Origin of the sequence: Amorphus coralli DSM 19760 (assembly GCF_000374525.1) — a bacterium.
Classification (GTDB): Bacteria; Pseudomonadota; Alphaproteobacteria; order Rhizobiales; family Amorphaceae; genus Amorphus; species Amorphus coralli.
The window spans coordinates 260,294-279,100 of record NZ_KB894573.1; the positions used below are offsets into that span (position 1 = coordinate 260,294).

The 18,807-nt window shown below is 67.9% G+C and carries 16 protein-coding genes; 9 read left to right on the top strand and 7 right to left on the bottom strand.

Annotated elements, in window-relative coordinates:
- The first annotated feature begins 64 nt into the window (after window positions 1–64).
- The 4 genes from C507_RS0111970 to C507_RS0111985 all read left to right on the top strand — a co-directional run bounded on the left by C507_RS0111970 (window position 65) and on the right by C507_RS0111985 (window position 4,629).
- A complete protein-coding gene (locus tag C507_RS0111970) occupies window positions 65–817 on the top strand; it encodes an SRPBCC family protein (protein ID WP_018699940.1) in 753 nt (250 codons plus the stop codon).
- 85 nt (window positions 818–902) lie between these two features.
- On the top strand, window positions 903–1,388 hold the full coding sequence (locus tag C507_RS0111975) for a (2Fe-2S)-binding protein (RefSeq protein ID WP_018699941.1): 486 nt from the start codon (window positions 903–905) through the stop codon (window positions 1,386–1,388).
- A gap of 53 nt (window positions 1,389–1,441) precedes the next feature.
- Window positions 1,442–3,805, top strand: a complete 2,364-nt coding sequence (locus C507_RS0111980; protein ID WP_018699942.1) for a xanthine dehydrogenase family protein molybdopterin-binding subunit — start codon at window positions 1,442–1,444, stop codon at window positions 3,803–3,805.
- A gap of 23 nt (window positions 3,806–3,828) precedes the next feature.
- On the top strand, window positions 3,829–4,629 hold the full coding sequence (locus tag C507_RS0111985) for an FAD binding domain-containing protein (protein WP_018699943.1): 801 nt from the start codon (window positions 3,829–3,831) through the stop codon (window positions 4,627–4,629).
- A 100-nt stretch (window positions 4,630–4,729) separates the two neighbouring features.
- On the opposite strand, the gene C507_RS0111990 is transcribed toward C507_RS0111985, so the two are convergent.
- Entirely contained in the window at window positions 4,730–5,107 is a 378-nt protein-coding gene (locus tag C507_RS0111990) for a hypothetical protein (RefSeq protein ID WP_018699944.1), read from the bottom strand.
- A 215-nt stretch (window positions 5,108–5,322) separates the two neighbouring features.
- Between C507_RS0111990 and C507_RS21175 the strand changes: the two genes are divergently transcribed.
- Complete coding sequence (locus C507_RS21175; RefSeq protein WP_018699945.1) at window positions 5,323–6,906, top strand: bifunctional aminoglycoside phosphotransferase/ATP-binding protein; 1,584 nt, start codon at window positions 5,323–5,325, stop codon at window positions 6,904–6,906.
- Window positions 6,907–6,928: 22 nt separating this feature from the next.
- On the opposite strand, the gene C507_RS0112000 is transcribed toward C507_RS21175, so the two are convergent.
- Complete coding sequence (locus C507_RS0112000) at window positions 6,929–8,113, bottom strand: MFS transporter (protein ID WP_245559682.1); 1,185 nt, start codon at window positions 8,111–8,113, stop codon at window positions 6,929–6,931.
- A 175-nt stretch (window positions 8,114–8,288) separates the two neighbouring features.
- Between C507_RS0112000 and C507_RS0112005 the strand changes: the two genes are divergently transcribed.
- On the top strand, window positions 8,289–9,821 hold the full coding sequence (locus C507_RS0112005) for an acyl-CoA carboxylase subunit beta (protein WP_018699947.1): 1,533 nt from the start codon (window positions 8,289–8,291) through the stop codon (window positions 9,819–9,821).
- Between the two features lie 36 nt (window positions 9,822–9,857).
- Here the strand turns inward: C507_RS0112005 and cysQ are convergent, their stop codons facing one another.
- On the bottom strand, window positions 9,858–10,670 hold the full coding sequence (cysQ, locus tag C507_RS0112010; protein ID WP_018699948.1) for a 3'(2'),5'-bisphosphate nucleotidase CysQ: 813 nt from the start codon (window positions 10,668–10,670) through the stop codon (window positions 9,858–9,860).
- 42 nt (window positions 10,671–10,712) lie between these two features.
- Window positions 10,713–12,863, bottom strand: coding sequence for an NAD-dependent DNA ligase LigA (gene ligA / locus C507_RS0112015; protein ID WP_018699949.1), 2,151 nt, complete (start codon window positions 12,861–12,863; stop codon window positions 10,713–10,715).
- 158 nt (window positions 12,864–13,021) lie between these two features.
- Between ligA and C507_RS0112020 the strand changes: the two genes are divergently transcribed.
- Both C507_RS0112020 and C507_RS0112025 read left to right on the top strand, forming a co-directional pair.
- Complete coding sequence (locus C507_RS0112020) at window positions 13,022–13,597, top strand: YceI family protein (RefSeq protein WP_018699950.1); 576 nt, start codon at window positions 13,022–13,024, stop codon at window positions 13,595–13,597.
- A 125-nt stretch (window positions 13,598–13,722) separates the two neighbouring features.
- Window positions 13,723–14,295: a cytochrome b gene (locus C507_RS0112025; RefSeq protein WP_018699951.1), complete on the top strand. Its 573-nt coding sequence runs from the start codon at window positions 13,723–13,725 to the stop codon at window positions 14,293–14,295.
- A 48-nt stretch (window positions 14,296–14,343) separates the two neighbouring features.
- Here the strand turns inward: C507_RS0112025 and recN are convergent, their stop codons facing one another.
- From recN to lpxC, 3 genes are all read right to left on the bottom strand, one after another.
- Window positions 14,344–16,008, bottom strand: a complete 1,665-nt coding sequence (gene recN / locus C507_RS0112030) for a DNA repair protein RecN (protein WP_026319046.1) — start codon at window positions 16,006–16,008, stop codon at window positions 14,344–14,346.
- Between the two features lie 87 nt (window positions 16,009–16,095).
- Window positions 16,096–16,908 carry an outer membrane protein assembly factor BamD gene (locus C507_RS0112035; protein WP_018699953.1) on the bottom strand — a complete coding sequence of 271 codons (813 nt, stop codon included), beginning with the start codon at window positions 16,906–16,908 and terminating at the stop codon, window positions 16,096–16,098.
- A 347-nt stretch (window positions 16,909–17,255) separates the two neighbouring features.
- The gene (lpxC, locus tag C507_RS0112040; RefSeq protein ID WP_018699954.1) at window positions 17,256–18,179 is read right to left on the bottom strand and encodes a UDP-3-O-acyl-N-acetylglucosamine deacetylase; all 924 of its coding nucleotides are present in this window, start codon (window positions 18,177–18,179) and stop codon (window positions 17,256–17,258) included.
- A 291-nt stretch (window positions 18,180–18,470) separates the two neighbouring features.
- Between lpxC and C507_RS0112045 the strand changes: the two genes are divergently transcribed.
- Complete coding sequence (locus C507_RS0112045) at window positions 18,471–18,785, top strand: ArsR/SmtB family transcription factor (protein ID WP_018699955.1); 315 nt, start codon at window positions 18,471–18,473, stop codon at window positions 18,783–18,785.
- The last annotated feature ends 22 nt before the right edge of the window (window positions 18,786–18,807 follow it).

Here is an 18,807-nt window from a genome sequence, read left to right on the forward strand (position 1 = left end):
GGCGGCGCCGGCCCCATATGCCACCAGCAGGCCCCGCACGGGGTCCAGAATAGGAGACCGCGCCATGGAGATGTCTGGGGAATACCGGATTCCCGCCAGCCGCGAGGCGGTGTGGGAGGCCCTCAACGATCCCGAGATCCTGAAGGCCTGCATCCCGGGCTGCAAGTCGCTCGACAAGGCGTCGGACACGGAAATGTCGGCGGTCGTCCAGGCCAAGGTCGGCCCGGTCAAGGCCACGTTCAACGGTCACGTCACCCTGCAGAACCTGAACCCGCCAACCAGCTACACCATCGCCGGCGAAGGCAAGGGCGGCGTGGCCGGCTTCGCCAAGGGCTCCGCCGACGTGAACCTCGCCGAGCACGAGGGCGAAACGCTCCTGACCTACAGGGCGACCGCCCAGATCGGCGGCAAACTAGCACAGCTCGGCTCGCGCCTGGTGGATTCCACCGCCAAGAAATACGCCGATGAGTTCTTCTCCTGCCTATCGCAGAAGGTCGGCTCGGCGCCGCCGGCGGGCGGGTCCGAAGCCGCGTCCGACCGAAAGCCTGCCGCCGCGGCGGCTGCCCCCGCCGCCTCCCCCGCGCCGGCGGCCGCACGGGCCGAACCGGCGCCATCCGCCATCAAGCCCATTCCCGCGCCGACCGCAGAGCATCACCGTTCGACCCTCGGCGAGATCGAGCACGAGGTGGAGGAGGCCTATCACGAGGCCGAGGAGCGGCTTGAGGTCGAGGCTGGCAAGGGCACCCTTGGCGGTCCCTGGATGTGGGGACTGATTGCCTTTGCAGTCGTCATCGTCCTGCTGCTAATTTTTAATTGATGGAGTTTCAAAGACTGCCACAGTGTCGATCAAGGATCGGACGCGCGATCCGAGAAACGACAGCCGCGATATAAGGGAGGGCTGGATGACCAAAGTTTCCATGACCGTCAACGGACGGGCGGTTTCGGGCGATGTGGAGGACCGGACTCTCCTCGTGTCGTTCCTGCGCGAAACCCTCGGACTGACGGGCACGCATGTCGGCTGCGACACCACCCAGTGCGGCGCCTGCGTCGTGCACATGGACGGCAAGCCGGTGAAGGCATGCACGGTGCTTACCGGTCAGGCCGAAGGCGCCGAGATCACCACCATCGAAGGCCTCGCCAAGGGCGACGAGCTGCATCCGATGCAGGCGGCGTTCCGCGAGCACCACGGCCTGCAGTGCGGCTTCTGCACCCCGGGCATGATCATGATGGGCGTCGACATCGTCCGCCGCCACGGCGCCTCGCTCGACGAGAAGACCATCCGCCACGAGCTGGAAGGCAACATCTGCCGCTGCACCGGCTACCACAACATCGTGAAGGCCATCCAGGCGGTGGCAGAGGGGTCGGAGGTGGCCGAAGCGGCCGAGTAATCCACGCAGCAATAAAGCCGAAAAACGGCACATACGATCGGGAGGACGAGACTATGGGTGCGGAAGGATTCGGCGCACGCGTGCTGCGCAAGGAAGACAAGCGGTTCATTACCGGACGAGGACGCTATACCGACGACATCGAACTGAAGGACATGACGCATGGCGTCTTCGTGCGCTCGCCGCACGCCCATGCGAAGGTCCGTTCGATCGACACCTCCGCCGCGGAGAAGATGCCCGGCGTGGTGGGCGTGCTCACCGGCCACGATCTCGCCGCCGATAAGATCGGCGGCCTCATCTGCGGCTGGATGATCCACTCGCGCGACGGCTCACCCATGAAGATGGGGGCCCATCCGGCGCTGGCCGCCGACACGGTGCGCTACGTGGGCGACGCGGTCGCCATCGTGGTCGCCGAGACGCGCGACCAGGCGCGTGACGCGGCGGAAGCCGTCGAGGTCGATTACGAGGAACTGCCGGCCGTCACCGACCCGGCGAAGGCGACCGCTGCGGGCGCTCCGCAGATCCACCCGGAGGCCGAGGGCAACCTCATCTACGACTGGACCATCGGCGACGAGGCGGCCACCGAAGGCCAGTTCGCGAACGCCGCCCACGTCACGAAGATCGACCTCGTCAACAATCGTCTCGTGCCGAATGCCATGGAGCCTCGCGCCGCGATCGGCTCCTACGACCAGGCCGAGGAGCACTTCACGCTCTACAACACCACCCAGAACCCGCACGTCGCCCGGCTCGTGCTGTCCGCCTTCGTCGGCATGGCGCCCGAGCACAAGCTGCGCGTGGTGGCCCCGGACGTCGGCGGCGGCTTCGGCTCCAAGATCTTCATCTATCCGGAAGAGACCGCCTGCCTGTGGGCGTCGCGCAAGGTCGGCGGCCGGCCGGTCAAATGGGTGGCAGATCGCACCGAGGCGTTCCTGACCGACGCCCACGGCCGCGATCACGTCACGCACGCCGAGGTCGCCTTCGACGCTGACAACCGCGTCCTCGGCCTGCGCGTGAAGACCATCGCCAATCTCGGCGCCTACATGTCGACCTTCTCGTCGTCGGTGCCGACCTACCTTTACGCGACGCTGCTCTCCGGCCAGTACGCCATCCCGCAGATCTTCGCGGAGGTGCAGGCCGTCTACACCAACACCAGCCCCGTCGACGCCTATCGCGGCGCCGGGCGGCCCGAGGCGACCTTCGTCGTCGAACGGCTGATGGAGACGGCCGCGCGCGAGCTCGGCGTCGATCCGGCGGAGTTGCGCCGCAAGAACTTCGTGCGGGCCTTCCCGCACCAGACACCGGTGATCATGGCCTATGACGCCGGCGACTACGACGCGAGCCTCGACGCTGCGCTCAAGGCGGCCGACTATGCCGGCTTCCCGGCACGCCGGGCCGAGGCGGAGAGCCGTGGCAAGAAGCGGGGCATCGGCCTGTCCTGCTACATTGAGGCCTGCGGCATTGCCCCGTCCCAGGCGGTGGGCTCGCTCGGCGCCGGTGTCGGCCTGTGGGAATCGGCCGAGGTCCGGGTGAACCCGGTGGGCACCATCGAGGTCCTGACCGGTACCCACAGCCACGGCCAGAGCCACGAGACGACCTTCGCCCAGATCATCAACGAGCGCTTCGGCGTGCCGACCGACACCGTCTCCATCGTCCACGGCGATACCGACAAGGTGCAGTTCGGCATGGGCACCTACGGGTCGCGGTCCGCAGCCGTCGGCCTGTCGGCGGTGTTCAAGGCGCTCGACAAGGTGGAAGCCAAGGCGAAGAAGCTGGCGGCGCACCTGATGGAAGCCGCGGAGGGCGACATTGTCCTGGAGGACGGCTCCTTCAAGGTGGCCGGCACCGACCGCGCGCTCGCCTTCCACGAAGTGGCGCTGGCCGCCTACACCGCGCACAACCTGCCGGAAGGCATGGAGCCGGGCCTGAAGGAGACCTCCTTCTACGACCCGACCAACTTCACCTTCCCCGCCGGTTCCTATGTCTGCGAGGTCGAGATCGATCCGGACACGGGCGTGACGGAGATCGTGCAGTTCGTCGCCGCCGACGATTTCGGCCGGATCATCAATCCGATGATCGTGGAAGGCCAGGTCCACGGCGGGCTCGCCCAGGGCATCGGTCAGGCGCTTCTGGAAGGCTGCGTCTACGACCACGAGTCGGGCCAGCTCGTGACCGCCTCGTTCATGGACTACTGCATGCCCCGGGCCGACGACCTGCCGTCGTTCAACGTCATGACGACGGAGACCGTCTGCCCCGGCAATCCCCTCGGCGTGAAGGGCTGCGGAGAGGCCGGTGCCATCGGCTCGCCGCCCGCCCTCATCAACGCCCTCACCGATGCCATCGGCCGCAACGACCTCGCCATGCCCGCCACCCCGCAGCGGGTGTGGGCGGCGCTGAGGTCCTCGTCGGCCGCGGCCGCCTGAGATCCGAGCAAGGAAACGACGCCATGTACGCCACGACCTACCACAAGGCCTCTTCGCTGGACGACGCGGTCGCCAAGCTTGGCGGAGCGGAAGACGGCAAGTTCCTGTCCGGCGGCCAGACCCTGCTCGCCACGATGAAGCAGCGCCTCGCCGCCCCGACCGACCTGGTCGACCTGACGAAGATCCCCGAGCTCAAGGGGATCACCCTGGACGGCGACACCGTCACCGTGGGCGCCGCGAGCACCCACTATGAGGTGCATTCCTCCGATGCGGTGAAGTCGGCGATCCCGGCGCTTGCCGCCCTCGCCGGCCTGATCGGCGATCCCGCGGTGCGCAACATGGGCACCATGGGCGGCTCGGTCGCCAACAACGACCCGGCGGCGGACTATCCCGCCGCCCTCGTCGGCCTCAATGCCACGGTCCACACCAACAAGCGGGCCCTGTCGGCGGACGATTTCTTCACCGGCATGTTCGAGACGGCGCTGGAGGAGGACGAGGTCATCGTGAAGATCTCCTTCCCGGCGCCGGAGAAGGCCGGCTACGAGAAGTTCCGCAACCCGGCCTCCCGTTACGCCATGTGCGGCGTGATGGCGGTGAAGCTGAAGGACGGATCGGTCCGCGTGGCAGTCACCGGTGCCGGGTCTGACGGCGTCTTCCGGGTGCCGGAGATGGAGCAGGCGCTCGCGGCCAACTGGTCGCCGGACGCGGTCGCCTCGATCACCGTCTCGCCGGACGACATGATCGGCGATCTGCACGGCTCGCCTGAGTACCGGGCGCACCTGGTAACGGTCATGGCCAAGCGCGCGGTGGCCGCTGCCGGGTGAAGCCGACCCATCGAACGAGAAAGGCCCGGCCGATTGTGCCGGGCCTTTTTTTTTGTGTCAGCGGCCGGCGTGGCTGCGTCGGAAACCGGGCGCCCGCCCCTCAGAGATCCTCCACCGTCACCACGGTGAAAGTGTGCATCTCGCCCTCGTCGTCGCGGATGGAGACATACTCGCCCGGCACGAACGGATGCGCGGCAAAGCGGTAGCCGCCCTCGTCGTCCTCGTCGCCGTCGATGTCGTAGCGGAAGGCCCAGCGCCCGCCCGGCCCGTGCACGAGATGACCGATGTCCCACTCCTCGTCGCCCCAGAACCGGCGCACGCGGCACTTGTCGCGCTCGGCCCGCCAGACTTCGGCGTCGATATGCCCGTCCTCGTCGAGCGGCGCGACGAACTCGTAGCCGTGCTGGCTGGAGCCATGCGGAAAGTCCTTGGTCCGCGCGAGATTGAGGCGGATCTTCTTCAGCGCGTTGTCGCCCATGCGTTTTCTCCTGGCGCGGCTGCCACGGGCCTGTGGCGCCCCTGTCTCTTCATGTCGGTTTCCGCGGCCGGACCTTCAATCGACACGTTGGCCCGGAACTCGGCTCACTCATTCCGAAACGACCCTGTGCACCCGTTGTTCGCCTTGACGCGTGTCAATCGATCGGGCGACGTCGCGGTGTTTTCTGAGCATGCCGGACCAGCGAGGTGCAGGAAATGCCCGACGACCCGTCCACCGATGCCGAAACGGATCTGCAGGCCCGCGTCCTCGCCTTCCTGGAGGATGCCGCCACCCATGGCGGCCACCGGCCGCAGCGCCTGGAAACGCACGCCGCCATTGTCATCCTTGCCGGCGAAGACGCCTTCAAGATCAAGCGGGCCGTGCGCTACCCCTATCTCGACTTCTCGACGCTGGAGAAGCGCCGCGCGGCCTGCGAGCGTGAGATGGAGGTCAATCGGGCCTATGCCGGCCAGATCTATCACGGCGTCGTGGCCATCACGCGCGATGCGGAAGGCAGGCTGGCCATCGACGGCGACGGCGTGCCGGTAGAGTGGGCCGTCCACATGCAGCGCTTCGACGAGACGGCGACGCTCGACCGCACGATCCTGAATGGTCCGCTTCCCCCGGACGTGCTGGACGCACTCGGCGACCGGCTGGCCGAGGCCCACGGCGAAGCGGCCCGTCGCGAGGCCGAGCCCTGGATCGCCGACCTGGAGACCTATCTCGACGACAATGCCGCGTCCTTCGCGCGGGCGCCGGACCTCTTCCCCGAGGACGAAGCGCGGACGCTCGATCGACGCGCCCGGGAAGCGCTGGCCCGCATCCGGCCGCTGCTAGCGGCGCGTGGCGCGGAGGGGCGGATCCGTCACCTTCACGGCGATGCCCATCTGGGCAACGTCGCCATGACCGACGGCGCACCGCTGTTCTTCGACGCCATCGAGTTCGACGACCGCATCGCCACCGGCGACGTTCTCTACGACCTTGCCTTCCTGGTGATGGACATCTGGCGCCACGGCCACCGCGCGGAGGCCTCCCGCGTCTTCAACCGCTACCTCACCGTCCACGGCGACCGCAGCGACCTGGCCGCGCTCGCCGCCTTCCCCTTCTTCCTGATGATGCGCGCCGCCATTCGGGCGAAGGTCACGGCCGCCCGCATGGGTTTCCTGGAGGGTGAAGAGCGCCGTGCAGCCGCGGACGACGCCGTCGACGCCTTCCGGACCGCCTGTGACTTCCTGGCACCGGAAGAGCCGCGTCTCGTGGCGGTGGGCGGGTTTTCGGGAACCGGCAAGACGACCCTGTCGCGTCGCCTCGCCCCATCTATCGGCCGGCCGCCGGGCGCCGTCCACCTGCGCACCGACATCATCCGCAAGCGCCATGCGGGCGTGGCCCTGACCGAGCGCCTGCCGAAGGAAACCTACACCCGGACATCGTCCGACGCGGTCTACGACGACATGCTCGCGCAGGCCCGCATCGCGCTTGGAGCCGGTCAGGGCGTCCTGGTGGACGCCGTATTCGCCGCGGAGGGAGAGCGTCGGGCTGCGGAACGGGTCGCTGCGGACGCCGAGGCGGCCTTCTCCGGCCTGTGGCTCCAGGCGCCGATCCCGGCGCTTGAGGAGCGGGTCACGGCCCGCCGCGGCGACGCCTCCGACGCCGATGCCGCCGTGGTCCGCGCCCAGAACGGCTACGATATCGGCGATCTCTCCTGGGCGACCATCGAAACGTCGGGCGAGAAGGACGACACGCTCGGCGCCGCGCTGGCCGCCAGCGCTCCGGTGCGCGGTCGCGAGCCCACCGGCTGATCGCAGCGCCGCCCCAGGCCGCTCAGCCGCGTGGCAGCTTGAACCGTACGAACAGCGCTCCGACGAGCGCGGCGACCCCCAGGGCGGCGGCAAACACGGTCATCCCGTTCGCTTGCCCGTAGGCGTCGACGAGTACGCCCGTCGCCACGGCCGACAGTCCGCCTACCAGGTAACCGCCGAAGGAGAACAGGGCCATTGCCTCCGCCCGGTTGCCGGAGGGAACATGCAGACCGATAAGCGTGAAACCACCGAGCTGCGCCAGGCCCTGCGCGGCTCCGGCCAGCGGCGCGGCGGCGATAAGGAGGATTTCGCTCGACAGGTCCACTGCCAGCGCCGTCGACACGGTCGCGGCAAGCGTCGTAGCCGCGCCAAGCAGCAGCAGCCGCCGCACGGCGAGGCCACGCACGGCGAACTGCACCCCACTCGCTGCGATGAACATCAGGCACGCGCTGCCTCCCGCCACCAGCGGGCTCGTGACCCCGAGAAGCTTCGAAAGCACCGATGGTCCGAGCGACAGCACGAACGAGGTCGCAGCCATGGAAGGGGCGAAGACGGCGATGCCGGCGGCGAGGTTGAGCCCGTTGCCGGCTGGGATACGTGGCATCCCGAAGCGCCGGGGTTGGCCTTCCCCGAGCGGCGGAAACCGAAGCAGCGCCACCACCACGAACGCCGACAGAATTGAGGCGAACACCACCGAGAAGACCGGTCGAATCGGCTGCGCAAGCAGTTCGGAAAACCCGCCGGCCAGCAGCGGGCCGATCGCTGCGCCCAGCACCGGCGCCACGGAGGCAAGCAGGGAGGCGCGCCGGCGCCGCTCCGGTCCGCCGAGATCGACGATGGCCGCCGCCCCCACCGAGATGGTCGTGCCGCCGGCGACCCCGCCGAGGAAGCGGGCGACCAGCAGCATGGCCACGCTGTCGGCCAGCGCGAACAGGGCAGCGGCGACGAGGCCGCAGGCGATGCCGGGAAGCAGCACCGGCTTGCGGCCATAGCGGTCGGACAGCTGGCCGGCAACCAGCAGAGCGCCGAGCATTCCGCCGATATAGACGGCGAAGATGACCGTGATGGTGCTTGCGGAGAAACCGATCTCGTCCTGCCAGCGGACATAGAGCGGCTGGGTGGCGTTGGAGAGCGCGAACACCGCCGTCACCGCCCATGCGGCGGCCCACATCCGGTAGGCGGGAAAGTCCTGGCTGGAAGGAGACAAGGCGCCACTCGGCTTGGGATTGGGGTGGCACTCTACGCCCCCGGACCGGTCGACTGCAAAGTGCATCGATCGCGTGCGGGCGTCCGTGCGGCGGCGATGCGCTTCTGTCTTTCGCGCGTGCGTGCTATGCGCGAGGAAACGCCCGGATGCGCGGCCCTTTGGGAGGACCATGCCTGTGAAGGAAATACTCGGCGAACTGGAAGCCCGGCGCGCGGTCGCCCGTCTCGGCGGCGGCGAGAAGCGGATCCACGCCCAGCACGAGCGCGGCAAGCTGACGGCCCGCGAGCGGCTGGAGATCCTCCTCGACGAAGGGTCGTTCGAGGAGTTCGACATGTTCGTCGAACACCGCTGCACCGACTTTGGGATGGAAGACACCAAGTATCCCGGCGACGGCGTCGTCACCGGCTGGGGCACCATCAACGGCCGCACCGTCTACGTCTTCGCCAAGGACTTCACCGTCTTCGGTGGATCGCTGTCTGAGACCCACGCCCAGAAGATCTGCAAGATCCAGGACATGGCCGTGCGCAACCGCGTGCCGGTGATCGGCCTGTTCGATGCCGGCGGCGCCCGCATCCAGGAAGGCGTCGCCGCCCTCGGCGGCTACGGCGAGGTCTTCCAGCGCAACGTGCTGGCCTCCGGCGTGATCCCGCAGATCTCCGTCATCATGGGCCCCTGCGCCGGCGGCGACGTCTATTCGCCGGCGATGACCGACTTCATCTTCATGGTCCGCGACACGAGCTACATGTTCGTCACCGGCCCGGACGTGGTGAAGACCGTCACCAACGAGACCGTCACGGCTGAAGAGCTCGGCGGCGCCTCCATCCACACGACCAAGTCGTCGATCGCCGATGGCGCCTACGACAACGACGTCGATACGCTGCTGCAGGTGCGCCGCCTGGTGGACATGCTGCCGGCGTCGAACGTCGCCGAGATTCCCGAAATCGAGTGCTACGACGATCCCGAGCGCACCGAAGCCTCGCTCGACCGGCTGATCCCGGACAATCCCAACAAGCCCTACGACATGCGGGAAATGATCCTGAAGGTCGTCGACGAGGGCGACTTCTTCGAGCTGCAGGAAAGCTTCGCGAAAAACATCCTCACCGGCTTCGGCCGCATGGAGGGTCGCACCGTCGGCATCGTCGCAAACCAGCCGATGGTGCTGGCCGGCGTGCTCGATATAGACGCCAGCCGCAAGGCCGCGCGCTTCGTGCGCTTCTGCGATGCCTTCTCCATCCCCATCGTGACCTTCGTCGACGTGCCTGGCTTCCTGCCGGGGACGGCTCAGGAATATGGCGGGCTCATCAAGCACGGCGCCAAGCTGCTGTTCGCCTACGCCGAGGCGACGGTACCGAAGATCACCTGCATCACCCGCAAGGCCTATGGCGGCGCCTACGACGTCATGGCGTCGAAGCACCTGCGCGGTGACGTGAACTACGCCTGGCCCACCGCCGAGATCGCCGTAATGGGGCCCAAGGGTGCCGCGGAGATCCTCTACCGGTCCGAGCTCTCCGACCCGGAAAAGATCGCCGGACGCATCGCGGAATACGAAACGCAGTTCGCCAACCCGTTCGTGGCCGCCGAGCGCGGCTATATCGACGAGGTGATCATGCCGCAGTCGACCCGCCGCCGGATCTCTCGTGCCCTCCGTCTCCTGCGCAACAAGACGCTGGAGAACCCCTGGAAGAAGCACGACAACATCCCGCTGTAGGGGCGGGATGTTTGCTGCGCTCACGCTGGCCCCGGCTCAGCCCTTCAGCAACTTCGGATCTACTCGTCCGCCCGACGCGACGAACGACGGGTTGAGGAAGTCCGTCTCCTCCACCCGCCCCCGCTTGCCGTAGGCCAGCGCATCGCCGTCCAGCGTCACCACCGAGCCGCCGGCCGCACGCAGCACGGCGTCACCGGCCGCGGTGTCCCATTCCATCGTTGGGCTTAGGCGCGGGTAGAGATCGGCCTTGCCCGCCGCGATCCGGCAGAATTTCAGCGACGACCCGGCCGAGACGATATCGGCCGCCCCGGCCCGCTCGATGAAGGCGTCGGTCTCGGCGGACCGGTGCGAGCGGCTGGCCAGCACGGTCGGCCCCTCCGGCGGCGTTTCCCGGACGCCGATGGCAAAGGACTCGCCCAGGCCACCGCTCTCGATCCGTGCGGCGAAGGCGCCGTCGAGCATCGTGCCGTAGAAGAGTTCGCCCGACACCGGCACCGAGACGATGCCCCAGTAGGGTGCATGATCCGCGATCAGCGCGATGTTCACGGTGAACTCGCCGTTGCCGTTGATGAACTCCCGCGTGCCGTCGAGCGGGTCCACCAGAAAGAAGGTCCCACCGGTCTCCGGCACCCGGCCGGCCGCGACCTCCTCCTCAGCGATCACCGGGATGTCCGGCGCAAGCCGGGCGAGATGTGCCAGGATGATCGCCTCGGCTGCCCGGTCAGCCTCCGTCACCGGCGAGCCGCCCTCCTTCCTCTCCACCGGGGTCCCCTGCGCATAGAGCCGCAGGATGGCCTCCCCAGCCTCGATGGCGGCAGGCAGGAATTCGGTCACGGAGGGCCGTGTCATGGGGCTGTCGGGTCCTTTTCGCGGGGACTGTTGGGAAACGGCTCAGGCGCCGTCGACAAGCGCGATCCACTCGTCCTCGTCGAGGACCTCGAGCTTCAGGTCCTGCGCCTTCTTCAGCTTGGAGCCGGCGCCCGACCCGGCAACGACGATGTCGGTCTTGGACGACACCGAGCCCGACACCTTGGCACCCAGGGCTTCCGCCCGGGCCTTGGCCTCGTCCCGGGTCATCTTCTCCAGCGTGCCCGTGAACACGATCGTCTTGCCGGCCACGGGGCTGTCGATGGCGCGGACCTCGGCCTTTTCCGGCGTCACCTGCTCCAGGAGAGCGGCGACGGCCTCCAAGTTGTGCTCCTCCGCGAAGAACTGCGCCAGCGCTTCCGCCACCGTCTCGCCGATCCCGTCATGGGCGACGAGCTCGTCGTGGGCCGCCTGGTCGCCGCTGGCGAGCGCCGTCATCGCGGTCTCGAAAGCCTCCCAGGTGCCGTAGGCTTCCGCCAGAAGCTTGGCGGTGATGTCGCCGGCATGGCGGATACCCAGCGCGAAGATGAAGCGGCGCAGCGCGATCGTGCGGCGCGTATCGATCGCCTCGAACAGCTTCTTGACCGATGTCGGGCCCCACCCTTCCCGGTCCTTCAGCTTCTTCAGGTTCTGCTTGTCGCGCGCCTCGAGCGTAAAGATGTCGGCCGGCGTCCGGATCAGGCCGTCCTCGTGAAAGGCCTCCACCTGCTTGGCGCCCAGCCCCTCGATGTCGAAGGCAGCGCGGGAGACGAAGTGCTTCAACCGCTCAACCGCCTGCGCCGGACAGATCAGGCCGCCGGTGCAGCGGCGCACCACATCTTCCTTGCCGGTGCGGGGGTTGATCTCCCGGGCCGCATGGCTGCCGCACACCGGGCACGTGGTGGGGAACACGTAGCGCTCGGCCCCCTCCGGCCGGTGCTCCTCCAGCACCCTCACCACCTGCGGGATCACGTCGCCGGCGCGCTGCACGACGACGGTGTCGCCGACGCGCACGTCCTTGCGGGCGATCTCGTCCTCATTGTGCAGCGTGGCGTTGGAGACCACGACGCCGCCCACCGTCACTGGCTCCAGCTTGGCCACGGGGGTCAGCGCGCCGGTCCGGCCCACCTGGATCTCGATGGCGTTCAGCACCGTCGTTGCCTGCTCGGCGGGAAACTTGTGCGCGATCGCCCAGCGCGGCGACCGCGACACGAAGCCGAGCCGGCGCTGGTAGTCGAGCCGGTCGACCTTGTAGACGACGCCGTCGATGTCGTAGCCGAGGCCGGACCGGCCCTCCTCGATCTCGTGGTAGACGGCGATCATGTCCGAAGCCGTGGAACAGCGCCGCATCAGCGGGTTCGTGGAAAAGCCCCAGCTCTGAAACAGCTCCACCATGTCGTACTGGGTGTCGCGCGGCAGCTCCGGGATCTCGCCCCAGGCATAGGCGAAGAACCTGAGCGGCCGGCTGGCCGTCACCTTCGGGTCGAGTTGGCGCAGCGAGCCCGCCGCCGCGTTGCGCGGGTTGGCGAAGACCCGGCCGTGCTCGGCCTGCATGTGCTCGTTGAGGGCGCGGAAGTCGGCATGGGTCATGTAGACCTCGCCGCGCACCTCCACCACGTCCGGCGCGCCCTTGGGCAGCGTCTGCGGAATGTCATCGATGGTCTTCGCGTTCGCGGTCACCGCCTCGCCAACGGTGCCGTCGCCGCGGGTCGCCGCCACCACCAGGCGGCCCTTCTCGTATCGCAAGTTGAGCGACAGGCCATCGATCTTGGGCTCGGCCGTGAAGATCAGCTCCCCATCCTCGCCGAGGCGCAGGAAGCGGCGGATTCGGGCAACGAAATCGTCCACTTCCTCATCGGAAAAGGCGTTGTCCAGCGACAGCATCGCCACCGCGTGGCGGGCCTCGGCGAAGGCTTCGCTGGGAGCGGCCCCCACCGTCTGTGTCGGGCTGTCAGGAGTGACGAGGTCGGGAAACGCCGCCTCGAGCGCCTGCAAACGCTGGCGCAGCGCATCATACTCCGCGTCGGACACGCTCGGCGCGTCCTCCCGGTAGTAGCGTGTGTCGTGCTCGCGGATCTCGGTGGCGAGCCGTGCGTGCTCCTCGGCTGCCTCGACCGCGGTCAGCCTGTCGATGCTGGTTTCCGATCCGCCCTCGTCGGCGGTCTTGTCTGCGGATTTCGCCACCGTCGGCTCCAACTCCCGATCAAGCTTTTGCGATCTCTCTCGCACACTTTCAGGTCTGCCGCGACTGTTCCCGGATCGCGAACGGGCTGTTTCCCCGGCGCCGCTTTTCCCGCGCTGCGAAACGCCCATCTTGGCGGCACTTCGCAATCGCAACAGGAGCTTCGCCTCACATGCTGATCCGCACCGCCCTTCTCGCCTCCGCCCTCGCCTTCACCCCGGCCGTCGCGCTGGCCGACTGGCAGCTCGACCCGTCCCACACCGCCGTCGTCTTCGAGGTCGAGCACTTCGGCTACTCCGACGTGACCGGCGTCTTCCCGACGGTCGAGGCGACCATCGAGGCTTTCGATCCGGACAACCTCGAGGCCGCCAAGTTCAACGTGGTCCTCGACGCCACCGCGATCACCACCTTCTGGGACGCGCGCGACCAGCACATCAAGGGGTCCGACTTCCTCGACGTCGAGGCCTACCCGGAGATCACCTTCTCCTCCACGTCCGTGAAGGACAACGGTGACGGCACCGCCGAGATCACCGGCGACCTGACGATCAAGGACGTGACCAAGCCGGTCACCTTCCAGGCCGAGGTCAACCAGATCGGCGAGAGCCCCATCGCCAAGGGCACCCAGGTTGCCGGCTTCACGCTGACCGGCGAGATCGACCGCACCGAGTTCGGCGTCGACGCCTACGCGCCGGCCATCGGAGCGGTCCTCCCGGTGACCATCAACGTCGAGCTCAACAACAAGAGCTGACGACGCCATCGTCCGGACCCGCGCGGTCCGGACATCCCCCGGGGGCCCGGCCGACGGGCCCCCGCCGGCCGGCCGGCACCACCCCCGGCCAATTGTGCCGCCCCGCCATCATCCGGTGACCCGCCATGCAGACCACCAACACCACGTCCAGCTGGGGCTGGCCGGCCCGGCTCCTTCACTGGTCGATCGCCGCGATCATCCTGTTCCAACTCGGCCTCGGCCTCTACATGACGGACTTCGTGTCCGACGTGAGCGAGCAGTTCAGCCTGTTCCAGTTGCACAAGAGCTGGGGCTTCGTCGTGTTCTGCCTCGCCGTCGCGCGGGTGGCCTGGCGGCTGCTCAATCGCCGCTCACCCGCCTTGCCGGCCGCCATGCCGCGCTGGCAGAAGGCCGCATCACACGCCAGCCACGGCCTGCTCTATCTCCTAATCCTGATCATGCCGCTGTCGGGGTGGGTCATGTCGGCGGCCTCGCCCACCCAGGATTTCCTCGGCATCGAGAACCGCGTCTTCGACCTCTTCGCCATGCCCGATCCGTGGGTGCCCGGCGTCGCCGCGATCGCCGATGCGGCCGAAGTCGTCCATGCCTGGAGCGCGTGGGTGATGCTGGCGGTGCTGGCGGTTCATGTCGCCGCGGCCCTCAAGCATCATCTCGTCGACCGCGACGACATCCTCGCTCGCATGAGCTGGGGCCGATAGGCCGCTTGGCCCGGACTCCGGCAACGCGGGTCCCGGGTCTCGACGCGATCAGGATGCAGCCATCAGCTTTTCCGCCGCCGCACGGGCCTCGTCGGTGATCGTGGCGCCGGCGAGCATCCGGGCGATTTCCTCGCGCCGGTGGTCGCCCTCGATCAGCCGCACGCGCGTGGCGACCTGGTCGCTCTTCAGCGGTTCCTTGGCGATCAGCATGTGGTCGGCCGCCCGCGCCGCCACCTGGGGCGCATGGGTGACGGTCAAAACCTGGACCGTGCCGGCCAGACGGGCGAGCCGCATGCCGATGGCCTCCGACACCGCGCCCCCGACGCCCGAATCGATCTCGTCGAAGACCAGCGTCGGTGCCGAGCCGCGTCCGGCCAGCGACACCTTGAGCGCCAGCAGGAAGCGCGAGAGCTCGCCGCCCGAGGCCACCTTCATCATCGGCCCCGGTCGCGTGCCCGGGTTGGTGCGCACCCAGAACTCCACCTGGTCGATGCCGTCGGCGCCGCCGCCCTCCTCGACCCGCTCGGTGCGCACTTCGAAGGTGGCACGCTCCAGCTTCAGCGACGGCAGCTCATCGCCAACCGCCGCCTCCAGCGTCCGGGCCGTCTGCTGCCGGGCGTCCGACAGGCGCTCGGCGGCTGCGCGGTAGGCGGCCGTCGTCTCCGTCACCGCCGCGGTAAGGGCCACCAGACGCTCCTCGCCGGCATCGAGGTCGGCAAGGTCGGCCACCATCCGGTCGCGCAGCGCCGGCAGCTCGTCGACCTGAACCTGATATTTCCGGGAGGCCGCGCGCAGGGCGAACAGGCGCTCCTCGGTGGCTTCGAGAACGCGCGGGTCGAAATCGGTGCGGGCGATCGCATCCCCCAGCGAGGCGCGGGCCTCCTCCAGGTGGTCGAGCGCCTTGCCGAGCGAATCGGCAGGCGCCTGGAGAATATCGGGGGCCGTTTCCGCCTTTCGCGCCAGGCGGCGCATCAGGCTGGACAGGGCGGGGATCGGCGAAGCCTGGCCATCCAGTTCGGAATAGGCGTCGGTGAGATCGCCGGCGATCTTCTCCACCTGCATCATCTGGTGGCGGCGCTCGGCAAGCGTCTCCTCCTCGCCGGGCTCGGGCTCAAGGGCCACCAGCTCGGTCACGGCGGAGCGCAGGAAATCGGCCTCCCGCCGCGCCGCCTCGATGCGGGCCTCGGCGTCGGCCAGCGCCTTCTCCGCCTCGCGCCGTGCGCGCCAGGCCTCGCGCACCATCTGCACATCGCCGGCAAGCCCGCCGAAGGCATCGACAAGGTCGCGGTGAACGGCCGGGTCGATCAGCGCCCGATCGGCATGCTGGCCGTGGATCTCGACCAGCTGCGCGCCGATCTCCTTCAGCAGGGAGACGCTCACCGGCTGGTCGTTGACGAAGGCCTTGGAGCGGCCATCGGAGGATTGGAGGCGGCGCAAAATGAGATCGCCATCGGTATCGATGCCGTTCTCTTCCAGGCGCGTGAGGACGGGATGGACCGGCCCCACGTCGAACACGGCCGTGACCTGGCCCTGACTGCAGCCGTGCCGCACCAGCGCTGCATCGCCGCGCGCCCCGAGCGCCAGCGACAGCGAATCGAGCAGGATCGACTTGCCGGCGCCGGTCTCGCCCGTGAGCACGGTCAGCCCCTCGGAGAGGTCGAGGTCCAGCCGGTCGATGAGGACGATGTCCCGGATCGATAGACGTGTCAGCATGTCGGTGCACCGGCCGCTTTGCAGCCAGGGATGGAAACGGGATCCGGCAGCCACCGCGCCGGTTTCCCGGCGCGGCCGCGCGCCTGCCTAAAGCAGATTGAAGCCCTCGAAGGAGCGGCTGATCCAGCTCCGCTTGTTCTCGCTCGGCTCATACCCACCCGTCTTCAGGAGAGAATAGGCATCCTTGTACCACCGCGAATCGGGGAAGTTGTGACCCAGCACCGCGGCAGCCGTCTGCGCTTCCGGAATGATGCCGATAGCATAATAGGCTTCGGTCAGCCGGAATAGCGCCTCCTCGATGTGGCGCGTCTGCTGGTACTGCTCCACCACCACGCGGAATCGGTTGATGGCGGCGAGATAGTCGTCGCGCTCCAGATAGTAGCGGCCGACCTCCATCTCCTTGCCGGCGAGCTGGTCGCGGGTGACCTGGATCTTGTGGCGCGCGTCGTCGGCATACTCTGAGTCCGGATAGTTGCGGACCAGCTCATCCATGGCGGCGAGCGCCTTCTGGGTCATCTCCTGATCCCGCGTGATGTCGGGGATCTGCCGGAAATAGGAGTTGCCGATGATGTATTGGGCGTACGGCGCGTCCTCGTGGCCCGGATAGAGCGCCAGGTAGCGCTGGGCGGCGTTGATCGCCTCCTCGTAGCGGCCGCGCTGATAGTTGGCGTAGGCCAGCATCACGAGCGACTTTCGGGCCCATTCCGAATAGGGATGCAGCCGGTCAACCTCCTGGAGCTTGACCATGCCTTCCTTGTAGTCGCCGTCGTTCAGGAGAACGAGGGCTTCGTTGTAGAGCTGGTCGGCCGGAACGTCCTGGAACGCCAGCTTGTCGGCATCGTTGGACGAGCACGCGGCCAGCATCGCCAGGGACACCAGGGCAAAGACGCTTCGCTTCATCGGCAGACCACTCGCTCCGTCGCCAGATCCAGTCAGGGCCCCGACCGATTCGGGGCATTGCCGCGAGACCATACCGAACCTCTACCGGCGGATCATCCCCACCAGCGCCTCGCGGAGGCGGGGCGCGCAGGACGGGATCAGCCGGCGGATGGGCGGGTCACCCGCGCGGAAAATGACCGCTCAGGTGCTGGCCTCCGAATTGAGCAGAACTGTGACGCACGCGACGTTTCCCCGCGCCTCGACGACGCAAGCGCCGGGGCGGAGGTGCCGGTCGCGTCGAGCTACCGCCCTGCAGGAAAAAGAAGCGACTGGTTGAACCGGCTTCCGGATCCACCCGCGGCCGGATCTCAGACCGCGAGTTCGCGGACTTGGGCCGGCAGCTCCGGCGCGGCCACGGCCGGCGCAGGCACGATCTCGTAGTTGGCGCTGTCGGCGAAGAGCGCCTTCACCATCTCGTAGTTGAGACGATGACCGCCCTTGGAGGAGCGGTAGAGACCCAGGATCGCGTGGCCAGCCAGCGCAAGATCGCCGACGGCGTCCAGCGCCTTGTGGCGCACGAATTCGTCGGCCCAGCGAGTACCCTCGGGGTTCAGAATCCGGTCACCGTCGATGGCCACGGCGTTGTCCAGCGAGGACCCGCGAGCGTAGCCCATCGCCCAGAGCGCCTCGACCTCGTGCAGGAAGCCGAAGGTGCGTGCGCGGGCCAGCTCCTTGCGGAACACGCCCGGGGTGAGGTTGAAGGCCATCGCCTGCTTGCCGATCAGGGTCCCGGCGAAGTCGATCTCGATCTCGAAGCGCGGCATGTCGTGCGGCAGCAGCTCGGCCACGGCGCCCTTGCTCTCGACGCGAACCGGCTTCAGCACGCGGAGCATGCGGCGGCGCGTGGCCAGCGGATACAGGCCAGCGATCTCGAGCTCTTCGACGAAGTCCGCGGCGCTGCCGTCCATGATGGGAAGCTCGGGGCCGTCGATCTCGACAAGGGCGTTGTCGATGCCCAGCCCGCGAAAGGCCGCCATCAGATGCTCGATGGTGCCGATGGTGCGCCCGTCGGAGCCGGCCAGCATGGTGCAGAGCTCGGTGGCGGCCACAGACTGCCACACCGCCGGAACGGCAGGACCGGCGGTGCCGTCGATGCGCCGGAAGCGGATGCCCGTGTCGGCATCAGCCGGCACAATGGTGATCGTGACCGGAGCGCCGGAATGGACGCCCGTGCCCGTGAGCTCCACTTCGCGTGCGAGAGTGGTCTGCCGGGACGTGTCGAGATGCACCATAGGATCGCCTTACTGCCCAATACTAAGCGGGCCTTGGGGTGGGCCGGACCAGGCGACGGGAATCGGACGGGCCGGCGAAATTGAACGGCCAGAACCTAGCGATGCTGCCCTGCAGAACGGAATCAAGCTCTGTTACGGAATGTAACGTGGTGGACAAAGGGTAACTGCAGGCTGCCGCGGCGTAGTTCGGTGCCACCTGCATGACCCGTTCCCTCCCCCACGCACCCCGCGCAAAGCGCCGAAAACCGGGAAGAATTGACATAACTAGTTTTTTGGTTATGAATGACTTCTATGAACACGATCGAATCCGTCGCCCGCTCGCTCGCCGCCCTGGGACATGAAACCCGGCTGGAGGTCTTTCGCCTGCTCGTTCGCGCGGGCCGGAACGGTCTGAATGTCGGCGAGATCGGCCGCCATCTGGAAATGCCCGCTTCGACGCTTGCCCATCATCTCGGAACGCTCGTGGACGCGGGCCTGGTGATCCAGGAGCGGCAGGGCCGGCAGATCGTGAACCGGGTCGATTATACCGCCATGACCGGAACGGTCTCTTTCCTGACCGCTGAGTGCTGTTCCGGCGTCAAACTGATTGATGCAGACGCCGCCTGACCCGGCGGCCTATTTTTTGGCT

What these genes read in the sequence shown, in the direction of transcription:
- lpxC (WP_018699954.1), bottom strand. Translation starts at nt 18,179, where the DNA reads ATGGTGCATCTCGACACGTCCCGGCAGACCACTCTCGCACGCGAAGTG.
- cysQ (WP_018699948.1), bottom strand. Translation starts at nt 10,670, where the DNA reads ATGACACGGCCCTCCGTGACCGAATTCCTGCCTGCCGCCATCGAGGCT.
- C507_RS0111980 (WP_018699942.1), top strand. Translation starts at nt 1,442, where the DNA reads ATGGGTGCGGAAGGATTCGGCGCACGCGTGCTGCGCAAGGAAGACAAG.
- C507_RS21175 (WP_018699945.1), top strand. Translation starts at nt 5,323, where the DNA reads ATGCCCGACGACCCGTCCACCGATGCCGAAACGGATCTGCAGGCCCGC.
- recN (WP_026319046.1), bottom strand. Translation starts at nt 16,008, where the DNA reads ATGCTGACACGTCTATCGATCCGGGACATCGTCCTCATCGACCGGCTG.
- C507_RS0112020 (WP_018699950.1), top strand. Translation starts at nt 13,022, where the DNA reads ATGCTGATCCGCACCGCCCTTCTCGCCTCCGCCCTCGCCTTCACCCCG.
- C507_RS0111970 (WP_018699940.1), top strand. Translation starts at nt 65, where the DNA reads ATGGAGATGTCTGGGGAATACCGGATTCCCGCCAGCCGCGAGGCGGTG.
- C507_RS0112045 (WP_018699955.1), top strand. Translation starts at nt 18,471, where the DNA reads ATGAACACGATCGAATCCGTCGCCCGCTCGCTCGCCGCCCTGGGACAT.
- C507_RS0111975 (WP_018699941.1), top strand. Translation starts at nt 903, where the DNA reads ATGACCAAAGTTTCCATGACCGTCAACGGACGGGCGGTTTCGGGCGAT.
- C507_RS0111990 (WP_018699944.1), bottom strand. Translation starts at nt 5,107, where the DNA reads ATGGGCGACAACGCGCTGAAGAAGATCCGCCTCAATCTCGCGCGGACC.
- C507_RS0112035 (WP_018699953.1), bottom strand. Translation starts at nt 16,908, where the DNA reads ATGAAGCGAAGCGTCTTTGCCCTGGTGTCCCTGGCGATGCTGGCCGCG.
- C507_RS0112025 (WP_018699951.1), top strand. Translation starts at nt 13,723, where the DNA reads ATGCAGACCACCAACACCACGTCCAGCTGGGGCTGGCCGGCCCGGCTC.
- C507_RS0111985 (WP_018699943.1), top strand. Translation starts at nt 3,829, where the DNA reads ATGTACGCCACGACCTACCACAAGGCCTCTTCGCTGGACGACGCGGTC.